General features: G+C 47.0%; 9 protein-coding genes. 2 read left to right on the top strand and 7 right to left on the bottom strand.

Going from position 1 to position 13033, the window contains the following annotated elements:
- Positions 1 to 20 precede the first annotated feature (20 nt).
- The 3 genes from AABK39_RS08790 to AABK39_RS08780 all read right to left on the bottom strand — a co-directional run bounded on the left by AABK39_RS08790 (position 21) and on the right by AABK39_RS08780 (position 3524).
- Positions 21 to 2123 (bottom strand): flotillin family protein, encoded by a 2103-nt coding sequence (locus AABK39_RS08790; RefSeq protein ID WP_338394558.1) that lies wholly within the window; start codon positions 2121 to 2123, stop codon positions 21 to 23.
- A gap of 237 nt (positions 2124 to 2360) precedes the next feature.
- Positions 2361 to 2816 (bottom strand): SRPBCC domain-containing protein, encoded by a 456-nt coding sequence (locus AABK39_RS08785; protein ID WP_338394557.1) that lies wholly within the window; start codon positions 2814 to 2816, stop codon positions 2361 to 2363.
- A gap of 60 nt (positions 2817 to 2876) precedes the next feature.
- Positions 2877 to 3524, bottom strand: coding sequence for a hypothetical protein (locus tag AABK39_RS08780; RefSeq protein ID WP_338394556.1), 648 nt, complete (start codon positions 3522 to 3524; stop codon positions 2877 to 2879).
- Between the two features lie 325 nt (positions 3525 to 3849).
- Here AABK39_RS08780 and AABK39_RS08775 point away from each other — a divergent pair, with 325 nt between their 5' ends.
- Positions 3850 to 5148, top strand: a complete 1299-nt coding sequence (locus AABK39_RS08775) for a hypothetical protein (RefSeq protein ID WP_338394555.1) — start codon at positions 3850 to 3852, stop codon at positions 5146 to 5148.
- 100 nt (positions 5149 to 5248) lie between these two features.
- On the opposite strand, the gene pafA is transcribed toward AABK39_RS08775, so the two are convergent.
- Complete coding sequence (gene pafA / locus AABK39_RS08770) at positions 5249 to 6910, bottom strand: alkaline phosphatase PafA (RefSeq protein ID WP_338394554.1); 1662 nt, start codon at positions 6908 to 6910, stop codon at positions 5249 to 5251.
- Between the two features lie 277 nt (positions 6911 to 7187).
- Between pafA and AABK39_RS08765 the strand changes: the two genes are divergently transcribed.
- On the top strand, positions 7188 to 10412 hold the full coding sequence (locus tag AABK39_RS08765; RefSeq protein WP_338394553.1) for a S41 family peptidase: 3225 nt from the start codon (positions 7188 to 7190) through the stop codon (positions 10410 to 10412).
- Positions 10413 to 10488: 76 nt separating this feature from the next.
- On the opposite strand, the gene AABK39_RS08760 is transcribed toward AABK39_RS08765, so the two are convergent.
- Genes AABK39_RS08760 through AABK39_RS08750 form a run of 3 tightly spaced genes read right to left on the bottom strand, consistent with a single transcriptional unit; the run spans position 10489 to position 13032 of the window.
- Entirely contained in the window at positions 10489 to 11262 is a 774-nt protein-coding gene (locus AABK39_RS08760) for a LytR/AlgR family response regulator transcription factor (protein ID WP_338394552.1), read from the bottom strand.
- Positions 11259 to 12311, bottom strand: a complete 1053-nt coding sequence (locus AABK39_RS08755; RefSeq protein WP_338394551.1) for a sensor histidine kinase — start codon at positions 12309 to 12311, stop codon at positions 11259 to 11261. The genes AABK39_RS08760 and AABK39_RS08755 overlap by 4 nt, the downstream gene beginning before the upstream one ends.
- 55 nt (positions 12312 to 12366) lie before the next feature.
- A complete protein-coding gene (locus AABK39_RS08750) occupies positions 12367 to 13032 on the bottom strand; it encodes a tetratricopeptide repeat protein (RefSeq protein WP_338394550.1) in 666 nt (221 codons plus the stop codon).
- Position 13033: the final 1 nt, after the last annotated feature.

Below are 13033 nucleotides of genomic sequence, written 5' to 3'. Positions count from 1 at the left end.
CCCTTTACTCTTTACTCAGACTATTCGTGGAGTCCGAGACTCTCCGGCGTTTTGTCACCTACACCCATGGTGTCCGAGAGATTTTCGAGCTGACGGATAGTGTTCAGGTCACTGTCGCTCTTGGCGTTTTGAGTTAGTTTCATCAACAAGGCCGAGATGGTCATCGTGCGGAGATCATCCGACGATACGCCAAATTGGCTGATGAACGAACGGAAATTGGCTTTGAAGTCGTTGCCGTTTCCACCGTTGAAGAATCTGTCCTTCACTTCGGTCAGAGTCTGGCTGTTGCCCACCACTTTGTCGATGGCCTTACCGGTAGTGATTGAGCTTGTCAACTTGTCGAAGAACATAGACTCGCCACCGATGATGTCGATGTTCGAAGCTTTGAGCGCCTCGCCCAATACGCCAGCCTGCTCGGCCGCAACGATTTTCTGAGCGTCGATGCGAGCGAGTTCGATTTCCTTGTCCTGCTCCAAACGCAAACGGAATTCCTCGTGCGCCACAGAGGCCGGGTCGAGAACCTTCATCGCTTCGGCTTTCTTCTCGATGCCGGCCGCTTCCACAGCCAACTTCTCGTTGAGCACCTTCACGTCGATCATCGCCTGCTTTTCTTTGGCGTCAGCCTGCGCGTCGATAACCTCGGCTTGCGCCAAACCTTTCTTCTTCAAGACTTCGGCGTCCACATTGCCTTGGCCACGGTCCGCTTCGGCTTGCGCCACTCCTTTGGCCTCGATTCCTTTGGCTTCGGCCATGGCGGTAAGTTCCACCATCGCAGCTTCGGCTTCGGCTTCCTTCTCCTTGGCGGAGGCTTTGGCTTCCATCACCTGAGCTTCGGACATACCCAAAGCGGCGGCTTCGGCGGCTGTGGCGTCGGCCAATGTCTTCATCGCCTCGGCGTCGTGAACGGCGGCGGATTCCTTGGCTTTCGCCTCGATCATCATGCGCTCCGATTCTAACTTGGACGCTTCTTTGGCTGCTTCGGCTTCCTTGATCTCTTTCACCAAGCTGGCCTCGGCGTCGCGTTCAGCGTTCTTAAGCGCCACGGCTTTGTTACGGTCCGCTTCGGCAATGGCTTGCAAGTCTTTGGTCTTCTCTTGCTCGGCCACCACGGCTTTCTCTACAGAAACACGCTCGCGAATCACATCCTGGATATTCTTACGCTCTTGCTCCAAAGCGCGCTCCTTTTCGATCTGAGCCAATTCTACGATACGCTCTTTCTCGGTCTCTTCCAAGAGACGAGCTTGATCCACTCGCTCCGATTCCACGGCGTCGGTCTTTTCTTTATTCTTAGAAGCCACCAATACTTCACGCAAGCGATTCTCTTCTGCGATCTGCACGGCCTCTTCCGTTTCGATGCGGGCCTTTTCAGACTTCAAACGCTCCTCTTCACGGATTTTCATGATCTCGGCCTGCTCGCGGGCACGCATCGTTTCGATTTCCTTACGCTGACGCTCTTCGGCTTCCACCTTCTGGCGCTCCAAGTTCAGGATAGTCTCCTGAGCTTCCACGTCCTGTTGCTTGATGGTTTTTTCCTTGTCACGCTGGATCAAGTTGGCCTGTGTGGTCTGCTTGGCCGTCAACTCCGTAATCTTCTTGATACCTTCGGCATCCAAGATGTTGCTGTCATTCAGCTTGTCAACCGGCGTCTGCTCCAAGAAGTCAATCGCACAGTCTTCCAAACGATAACCGTTCAAGTCCGTGCCGATAGTGTTAACAATCGCCAAGTTGAACTCCTTACGGGCGGTGTAAAGTTGCACGAATTCGAATTGCTTACCTACAGTCTTCAGGGCCTCGGCGAATTTCGGTTCGTAGAGGTCTTTCAAAGTGTCAGGATCCGAAGCGCGATCACAACCGATAGATTTAGCCACCTGCGCAACTTCGTCTACGTTTACACGTACGAAGAAGGTCACTTTGATATCCGCGCGGAGGTTATCCTTACAAACCAAACCTTCGCTTCCAGTACGCGAAATGGTGATGGTCTTTACGCGGATATCCATCTTTTCCAAGCGGTGAATCACGGGCACCACAAAAAGTCCCGAAGCCGAAACACGCGGTTTGGCGTCAGCGCCGCCCAAACCACCTGTACGCACCAACACCTCACCCTGCGAGGCTTTATTATACATTTTAACTATGAAAGCAAAAATGAAAATTATTACAAACGATACAATACCGATCGTTGTCAGCCCTAAGGCTCCTCCAATTCCGTCCATAACAAAGATTAAAATTAGATGTATTTACTATAGTATATTTACAAAAAGTGACCGCCGTCGTTCCGGAGCCCTAAAGCTCTCGGCCTACACATAATTACCGGCCTCTCTGCCAAAATATTTATGATGGTTTGCCGCTTTTCGGCAAAAAAATTATTCAGTTTCGTCAGCTTTACGCATAATCCGTTCAGCCACCTCCTTTATCTGCGGAATCACCATAGCCCAACCCTGCTCCACATGGGCCATGCGCTTTTCATCCCCGTCAAAAGTCTTATTGCTTACAGTCAACTCCACTTTTTCATCCAACTCTTTCAACGCATAACCAACATGTATATAATTCTCGGCTTTGTCTTCCAAACCGAAGTTTGGATCAAAAGTGGAATATGACAGGGAATCAAAGGGCTCAAAAGCCAACACCTCCCCTTTTTGGAAAGCGTCATAGCCCTGAAAATTCCCTTTCCAAGTAATCTGCGACCCCACTTCCCAGTCGGTATTCACTTCGCAATTAAACATATAAGCCTTGGTGTAATCCGCTTTTGTCAGCACCTCCCAAAGAGTCCGGGCATCGGCGTCAATAATGACACTTTTCGAAGATTGGAGCGTTTTCATCCTTTCGTATTTTTTAGAATAAGAAAAAATCCATTCCCCACGGTTCCCCGGCACTTAGGTTTATAAAGAAAATTCGTCAATCAAATAATAGTCGGCTTCTTTCGCCTTCGAAACAATTACCGCCTTGGCTCCTTCTTTCAGAATTTTTCCATCCATAGCCTTTACGTTTACACGCAATTTGTCCCCGCTCCATTCCACCTCAGCCTGACTCAGAGATTCGGAATCGGCCTTGTATAACAGATGGCACACTTGGCCTTCCATTGTCACCTCTTCATGCCCGTCCAGTTTATACCAAAGCTTGGCGATAGGCGTAGAAAGGAATTTGGCGATAAACATTGAAATCAACAGTATAGGCAATAAGCCCAGATATCCTATCCACATCGGCAAAGAGAGGTCCGCCAATGTGGCCGTCATCAAAATTGACAGCACCCAAAACGGCAGGGCCAAAACCGACAGATAAATCATAAGCGGAAAACGTCCCAAATTGAAAAAGGACAAAAAGCCGTGCATTCCTCCGCCTCCGGTTGACACATCGGAGTCGACGTCAACATCGACATCAGCATCGGCGTCCACATCAAAATCAATATCAACGGAATCCATCTCTACCAAGCCCAACATTGCGACCAGACCATATACCAGCACAAAAACCAGCAAACTCGTCGCTATTAAATTTGGGCCAGACAAAGCCAAAAACATTAATTCCTTCATACACAAAAGCTTATGTTCCGATCAAAAAGTTCTTAACTCAAAACTAATCTTTTATGAAATAATTACAATACCACTCAAATAAAAACACAGCCTATAACAAGAATTTATGAACCGTTCCGTTCATGTGAAATTCAATCTCAAACTCTCCGTTTCCGAACCCTTTAAGCGAAAAACGGAATTTCAACTATCCGTTACACTCCCGTCCTTACGCTACTTTTCGCATTAAAATTTTCACGGTCACCAAACCTTCATTGAAACAGGATTCAACCGAATTCCTCAATTCGCACAAAATTTGCCCAAAGAATCCCAAGGGCCAAAGACCGTTATGAGAGTACTCGACAACCGGAAAGAAACAGTTCAACGCAAAGACGATGGCACTAACAGAGGCGGAATATCGAAGCCCCCTCCCCCTAGTCTATCTAACTTGCCAATACAATGCGCCGTAGGCTTTGAATTCGAAACGGGTTGGCAAGTGGTAAGGCAAGAGGTCATGTCCGCCGGAAAAAGAGGAGGCCAAATAAGACGACACGTCCTCAACAAAAGGGAGAAAGTAGGCAGGCAAAACCACAACGGATTCAAGGTAGAAGCCGACCGGGCGTATATGGGCGGTTCGGAGTTGGAATTCATCATTTATCCTCCATTGGACGAAAGCGTGGAAGGGATGATGGAGTTGCAAAGAATAATGAGTGAGATTCAAGTTTATGGAGAAAAACTACTGGTCCACTCCGGTAAACGATCCTTCCATCTGGACGCTGTAACTGGAATCCCGGAAGATCATGAGTTTGTAATATTTCCGGGAGATTCCGACTTAGAAGGCGGACCACAAATCACTTCGGGGCTTGACCTTTCCATGATACCGTTTCTGCTCTCCCCCTCTTCATCCGAAGCGCCAAAAGAACTCCAAAGCACACTCGTCTATATGGCCCGAGTCGGCGCTACCGTAATGCGAAATCTTGACAGGGCGGAATATAGCCCGGAGTTACACGGGCTTTTGACTATGATGGCCAGTTACCTGATCGCCGGCCGGGGACAACTTGGAATGCTCGCCGAACCGTACCACACTTACGATGACCTTACCAAAGCGAACTTAGCCGTAGAATACCCAAAAATCATCGCCGATACGCTGATGGCCCGTACTGATTTCGGCAGATTGTTCGAGCTACTTCCCGAAGATGAAGCCATAAGGTTCCGTAATAACCCACAACAATGGCTGGATATTGTCATCAACGCTTGTGGAGGATACAAAGAGTATGACCCGTTCGAATCCGTAATAGAAAGAGGTATCCAAAAAGACATTTATTCCGATCACCCTAGCGCCGAAGAGTTTCCGCTCAGCAGGTTGGAATGGATAAGGGATATTCCGTTTGGAAAAGACAGATTAGTAGGCTTGCCGGGTGATACCTCGATGGGCTATTTGGGCAAAAAGACAGAAAAAGTAGGCAGACATTCCGACCTCGATGCCGGAATATTCGAATTCCGGGGAGCGCAAGGCAATAAGCTTCCGTTACGTCGCTGGCCTTCGTTCGCTATGGAATCGTTCCGTTATATCCTGGCTCTTAACGGAAAATCTCCGAATATCGGTATCCGTCAAGGAATCAATAGCGACATAAATATCAACGCATAAAAAACGGGACACCGAAACCGGCTCCCGTTCCTTTATCTTTCTAAAAACAAACTCTTGGTCCTTATGCCTAAAGTCCATTTTCATTTTTTTCAATCCAAACTCACTTCACTGCCCCACCAGTTTTGTCTTCTTCCAAGATCTCCGAAATCGGCTCGCCTGTGCTTCCGCTTGGCAATTTTATTCCCAACATAAGCGACACTGTCGGCGCCACGTCCGTAATACGGTGGTATTTTACGGAAGAGCCATGGGGAATATCAGCTCCAAACCACAAGATCGGCACGTGAGTATCATAAGCGTAAATTGCTCCGTGAGAAGTGCCTTTTCCGCTGTCTCTAACCAACCATCCCGAATTCATCAGATAAAAAACATCCCCTGAACGTTTCGGATAAAACCCTCTGGAAAGCATGCCTTTATAACCTCCGCCGTTATAGTCCGCCAAATTCGCCTCTTTGGCTGTGAAAGTTCTGGCGACGCCTTCCCAGTCCAATAACCAATCGGCTACTACCCGGCTAACATTTCTGCGATCAAGCCCGTGCTTTTCCAACGTTTCGGGATTGAAATACAGCTGAAAGAAATCGACGTAATCCAACCATTTACCGGCGCCATATTTCTGGGAAAGAAAGCTTTCCAATGCCTCTTCCATTCCATTTTGGTCAAAATATCCGCCCGGCATTTTATGCTCTTCCAAATAACCCGGCGCCTCGGAAGCCGCATGGTCAGCGGTTAAAAAGACCACGTATTCGCCTTGCCCCACTTGTTTATCCAAAAACGACAAGAGCTCCGCTATATTCCGGTCAAGCCTAATATACGTATCTTGGATTTCGACTGAAGCCGGCCCATAAGCATGGCCGATTTTGTCGGTGGAGGAATAACTGATCGCCAAAAAGTCGGTTTCATTCCCTTTTCCCAATTTCTCTCCCAAAACGGAGGCCATCGCCATCTCGGTCAACAGATCGTTGCCGTACGGAGTGTCCGTAATCCGGTTTCCCTTTTTGCCGTGCATATGCGACGCCTTGTAAGGAAATTCCGTCCCGTGGAGGCCTTGTTCGTACTCCGCTCCGTCCTGACGGCTTTCATTATATGCCGACATCGGAAGGATGGGTTTCCACTCCTTTTTAGCGTACATTTTCGGTAGCTTCCGGCCGTTAAATTCATTCACCCATGCCGGCAATTCTTGACCGTAATAAGTACTGGTCACAAAATTACCGCTCTTGCCATCATACCAATAAGCGCCGTCCGGGTTATGCCCGCCACCAAGTATGGCACTCCTGTCCTTCACCGATACACTCACAACCTTTGAACGAAATTGAGTCGCTATTTTCAACTCATCGGTGACTGTGGTAGTCACTAGGTTTTTGGGCGACCGCTTACCCGACTCTCCCGTTGCGCCTACCATACTTACGCCACTGTCTTCCACACAATACAGCTTTGACTCCGCTTTTCTGCTATACCAATTATTATAGACTATTCCGTGAAAAGCAGGCGTTGTGCCAGTGAACACCGAAGCGTGGCCCGGGCCTGTGGTAGTCGGCAAATAGTTATAATGGGCGTTTTTCAGTTCAAACCCTTCCGCTAGCATCCGGTTAAAACCCTCCTTTCCGAAATCGTCCTTAAACCTGTCGAGGAACTCTTGCCTCATTTGGTCCACAACAATCCCGACAACCAATTTCGGTTTCTTTTTCTGCGCCAATCCGTCAACCGCAAACAAAAAAAGCGGAACGTACAAAAGCTTGCGCCAATTCTTTACAAATCGATTTGACATTACAAATATGTTTATACAAAAACTCTTAAACCTTCCGTAAATATGTAGATTATCAATACAACTTACCACAGTGAAAAATTATTCTTTCGTTACCAAACAACAGCTATTCGCACCGCTCATACATTCGGCTTCAGAATCAATTCAGTTTATTATTATATATTCGGTGGAAACCAAACATGGAAAAATGGGCTCAGCGTACCATGCGCTACGTTTTTGGAAAAGGCGAAACAATACCGCTTTTATCTAAAAATCACTTGGCCCGACCACTCTCAACCTTATGCTAGGAAAGATTTATAAAAAGACAGGCTTGCTCCTCTTGAGTGCTGGCCTTGCCCTAAACTCACAAGCGCAAAAGCTTGTACGTGACATTTCCCCCTCACCCGACGGGAAAAAAATCGCTTTCGCCTACCAAGGCGATATCTGGACAGCCTCGAAAGACGGCTCCGGAGCCCGAAGGCTCACCATACACGAAGGAACGGAAAGCGGGCCTGTTTGGAGCCCGGACGGGTCGGCAATAGCATTCAGCGGGTCGAGACACGGCAACGGCGACATCTTCACGATTCCGGCCAACGGCGGAACGTCCAGCAGAGTGACTTTTTACGACGCTTACGACGCCGTCTCTGACTGGACCGAAGACGGAAATCTGCTTTTCAGCTCTTCGCGCCATTTTATCGGCAACGAAAAAGAACCTTCGATTTACACCGTTCCGGCCACGGGCGGTTCACCGGAACGGGCTTTCAAAGTAAACGGCTCGCAACCCAGCACCTCGCCAAGCGGACGTTTTGTGGTATTCACAAAAGGCTATTGCCGCACATCAAGGGAAGATTACCGTGGACCAGCTAACCTTGACGTATGGATTTACGACAACGAGAACCAAAGCGCTCAACGCCTGACAAAACATTTGGGCAATGACTTCTCTCCCGTTTGGGCGGGAGATGACGCCGTTCTCTTCCTCAGCGCCAGAACGGGTCGATACAATATCCATCGCTTGACTATAGACGCCAACGGTAAAGCCAAAGGATCACCCGAAGCGATTACCGGTTTTGAAGGATTCGGAATCAGGGGCTTTGACGTGAGCGCCGACGGCAAAACCGTAGCCCTTACCCGCGCCGACGAAGCTTATACGCTTGACCTCCCGGCCGGAAGCCCAGTGAAAATGGACCTTGATTTCCCAGCCGATTATCGCGAAGATCCTTACAGTTTCCTTACGATTCGCAACCAAGTCAAGGACTACGCAACATCACCGAACGGGAAATACATAGCCACCGTCAGCCGTGGCGAAGTGTTTATCAGGGAAGCCGACAGCAAAAAACCGACGGCTGTGAATGTCTCAAAACACGCTTTCCGCGACGACTCGCCCGTGTGGCTCAACGATTCCACGCTTCTATTCGTCTCTGATCGCGACGGCGAAAAACAGATTTATCAAGTGACGGCGGCCAAGGATCAAGAAGGTCTTTTGCATAGGGCTTTGGCTTTCGAATATCTCAAAATCACTCCAGACGGAGGTAATTTCGACAATCCGAACCTTTCACCGGATCGCAAAAAGATTATCTACTCGGAAACTAAGCCTGACGGTTCGAAAGCGACACATATCGCAAACATTGAAGCCGGAAAGAAACTCTCCGGTGAAAAAGTGTTGCTCGAAGGCTGGAACGCTCCAGAATACGTAAACTGGAGCCCGGACGGCAACTGGATCACTTACGCATCGGAAGACCTCGACTTCAACAATGAGGTATACGTAATGCCGATAGACAAAAGCCAAGAGCCGGTAAACGTAAGTATGCACCCGCGTAGCGATTACTCGCCGAGATGGAGCCCTGACGGCAAGAAAATCGCGTTTATTTCAAACCGTAATAACGGCGACAACGACGTGTGGATGGTTTGGCTAACCAAAGAAGATTGGGACAAAACCAAACAGGATATAGAATACGAGTTGGAGCATAAAAAAGACGCTCCTAAAAAACCGGTGGCGCCAGCAAAAGACTCTAAGAAAAAGAAGAAGAAAAAAGATAAAAAAGAGGAAAAGGAAGAGAAGCTTACCAAAGTGGATACCGACGGGCTCTACAAACGTTTGGTACAGCTGACCAATGCTCCTGGTGACGAAACCAGCCCTGTTTTCGGTTCAAAAAGCCAAACGATTTACTTTTTGGCAAGAAACAACGGCAAGACAACCTTCAACTCTGTTAAGTGGGACAAGTCCGAAAACAAGAATCTAGCGAAGCTCAACGGCTACGCATACGGAATGTCATTGGCCAAAGACGGCAAAAGCCTCTATTTGCTGGAAAACGGATCTTTGAAGAAGATGTCTACGGCTGGAAAAGGCACCGGCATGTCTACCACCGCAAGGATGAAGCATGACAAAAAAGCCGAACGGGACCAGATGTTCGAGGAAGCTTGGCAAGCGATAGCCACCGGCTTTTACGATCCGAAAATGCACGGATATGATTGGGCGACGCTTAAGGAACAATACAAGCCGTTGGCCATCAACGCCTCCACTTCGGCGGATTTCCGCTACGTGTTTAACTTGATGCTCGGCCAGCTGAACGCCAGCCATATGGGCATGTACGCATCGGATAAAAAGCACCTGAACAACGAGCGGACTCCGAAACTTGGCGCAGCGCTCAACGCTTCGAATACCGTAACGCACGTAATTCCGAACACGCCTGCCGACCGCAAACAAAGTAAGCTTGAAGTCGGTGACAAAATAGTAGCGATCGACGGAATGCCGATTGGCGAAGATAATATTTACCAGATCCTGAACGGCTACAAGGCTAACGACCGTATCCAACTGAGCGTAAACAGAAAGGGCAAAAAGACCGACATCATCATCAGGCCGACTTCCAGCCTTGGCAACGCCATCTATAACGAATGGGTGGAAGAAAAACGCCGTCTGACCGACAAGTACTCGGGCGGAAAGCTTGGTTACCTCCACATCAGGCAGATGAGCTGGACAAGCTTCGAAGCCTTTGAGCGCGACCTCACCGCCGCAACCCAAGGCAAAGAGGCCGTAGTAATCGACGTGCGGAACAACGGCGGCGGCTGGATCACCGACTATCTGATGACCGTACTCAGCGTACGCCAACACGCATACACCATTCCGCGTGGCGCCACTCCGGACCTGAAAAACCACAAGCAATTCGCCAATAACTATCCGTACGGCGAACGCCTTCCTTTCGCCGCCTGGACAAAACCTTCGATTGCGCTTTGTAACGAAAAGAGTTATTCGAATGCGGAAATTTTCTCGCATGCTTATAAGCATTTAGGCATCGGAAAACTCGTGGGCCAACCGACTTTCGGTGCGGTTATTTCCACAGGAGGAATGTCCCTGATCGACGGCGCTTTGCTTAGAATGCCTTTCAGAGCTTGGTACACCAAAGCAACAGACATTAATCAAGAAAACGGCCCGGCCGTTCCGGACATTATTGTCGAAAACGCACCTGACAGTTACTCAACGGGAACAGACGCCCAATTGGAAAGAGCGGTTAAAGAGTTATTGAAATAACCTTTCTCGTTCTTAAAAAAATTGAGGCTTTCCCGTAAATGGGAAAGCCTCTTTCGTTTTCAAAAAACTCTATTTTTTATTGACCGAACCATTCCTTAAAATCAGAAACCCGCTCTCGGCTCACAATCACTTCCGCCTGTTCAAACCCGTCCAACATTATTCGCAATCTACTATTGGAATAAAAAACGACCTCCCCAATACCGTCAATCCCAACCAGAAATTTACGGTTTACCCGAAAAAACAGATCAGGATCAACAGCATTCTCAACCTGCTCCAAAGTATAATCTACAACATGGTTCCGGCCTTCACTATCACGCAAAAAAGTCACTCGGCTTTCGCTGTAAAAACAAACCGCGTTATCCGCCCTAACGGACCTCAGCTTCTCTCCTGCCCTTACCACAAAACGCTCTTTGTATTTCTTTTTGTTCCGCCGTTCCGACATTACGCTTCTTAAAGCATCTATTTCCTCCAATCCTATTTTCTCCGTTATGGCATGACGTTTTTTATATTTTTCCAAAGCCATACCCAAAGCTTCTTCGTTTATGGGTTTTAGTAAATAATCAACGCTATTAACTTTAAAAGCCGGTAATGCGTAATCGTCGTAAGCGGTAGTGAATACAATGGGATAATCGACTTCCACCTGATCAAAAATATCGAAACTAAGACCGTCAGCCAGACGGACATCCATAAATACAAGATCGGGAGATTCCTTCCCGGTTTTGAAAAAATCAACCGCCGAACTAACCGTATCAAGTTTATCCAAAACCACAACTTCCGGCTCTTTAGCCCGAACCATTCTTTCCAATTTATTGGCGGCGATAGGTTCGTCTTCTACAATCAGTATTTTCATTCGCTATATTCGATTTCCAACAAAGGTACTCCAACCGTAAACTCCGTCCCATCGTCACTAATTTCCACCTGCCGGCCACTCAAAAATAAAAACCTTTGCCGAATATTATCCAATCCTTTTCCCGTTGATTCTTTGCCACTAGGCCTTCTCTGAATATTATTGCTTACGAATAACCTATTGTCTTTCGTTTCAATTTTTATCGTCAAAGGATTTTCCTTCGATACAAGATTATGTTTAATAGCGTTTTCCACCAATAGCTGTATCGAAAGTGGCGGAATCATCCAACCCGTATTCATCCCTAAATCTTCTTCAACCTTAAGATTATCACCGAATCGAATCTTTTGAAGAAAAACGTAAGAGCGGGTAAACTCGATTTCTTCAGAGAAATCAACAACCTCTCTTTCTTGAGTATCCAATAAATACCGGTATATGGAAGATAGCCTTTGAATAAATTTATCCGACAGTTCTGGACTTTCATAAACCAAGGAACTTAAAGCGTTAAGGCTATTAAACAAAAAATGAGGATTGAGCTGATCTTTCAATGATTCAAACTGACGAGTCATGCGTTCGGCACGCAAACGCTCCACTTCCAACACCGAAGACTTCCACTCCCTCCAAAACGAAAGGGTATGAATCACGACACTAACCAAAAAGGAAATAGCTAATTGGATAACTGAAGCGCCTTGAAACCAAGGTGTGGTAATCATTTTCACGAAATCAAATTCACGATTATCCAGTGTTGTATAAGCGAATGAGTTAACTGCGAAAATGGCGATCAAATTGAAAATAAAGAAAGCACCCAAGCCAGTCAGAAGGCGCTTTCTCGGCTCCTCAACCCAAGATATTCTTTTATCAATAAAATATGATGGATAACCGTTTGCCAACCAAAGCGAAACACTAGTGAGGAAATTATAAACTACTACCCTAAACGCCTCATCCCAAGAATGGAACGGCAAAGAAAACGCACTTATAACCGCAACGATAATTAAAACTCCACGCAGATTAAAGGCGAAACTTTCCGATTCATCTTTTACTCTTTTATTTCCCATATCACAATATCAGTTTCTCCTTATTTAAACTATCAAAAGACGGTTATTTTATCGCTTATTGCTTTTCCGTGATCTTTTCCATTTCTTTTTTATTCTGACTTTTTCCCCATCGCGGAGCAAAAGGGACATTTGGCTCAATACCCGATTCCTTTTCATAAGCACTTTCGGCTAGTTTAAATTCTTTTAAAGCTTTGGTTTTCCCTCCTCCGAAAAACGCAGGAGTATTTTTTAAGTTTCTTCCCAATAAATAATGGGCTCTAGGGTTATTTTCGTCCAATTCAATCGCTTTCTCCAGCGCCCTCTCAGCTTTGGGGCCGTAAAACATTCCTCTTGAAGCCGGTTTAATCGAAAGTTTGGCCTGATATAGAAAACCCTGCAAGGCCATTATTTCCGAATTATCCGGATACTTTTCTTTTAGCCCATTCATTAGTTCTTGCGCTCCGTCAACAGTCTGCTCCCGCTTATCTTCATCCTGTTCCACAAAACTGGAAATAGCCTTTGTGTAGATAGCATAATAAGCCGGAGTCCAACGCTTATTTTCCGCTTGGGAAATCCGTTCGAAAGTGTTGGAAACGTTCATAAAATCAGTGGCCGTTTTACATTTACCAATTTGAGCCAAAGCCCCAGACATCGCTTGGTGGTATTTCGAACCTTCAGTCTGAGCGAATGAGCTCGCCACCAAAACAATCATAACTACGAGTGAAGCGAAGATCTTTTTCATT

Source organism: Fulvitalea axinellae (assembly GCF_036492835.1).
In the GTDB taxonomy this organism is placed as follows: domain Bacteria; phylum Bacteroidota; class Bacteroidia; order Cytophagales; family Cyclobacteriaceae; genus Fulvitalea; species Fulvitalea axinellae.
This window is presented reverse-complemented; position numbering and strand designations above follow the sequence as displayed.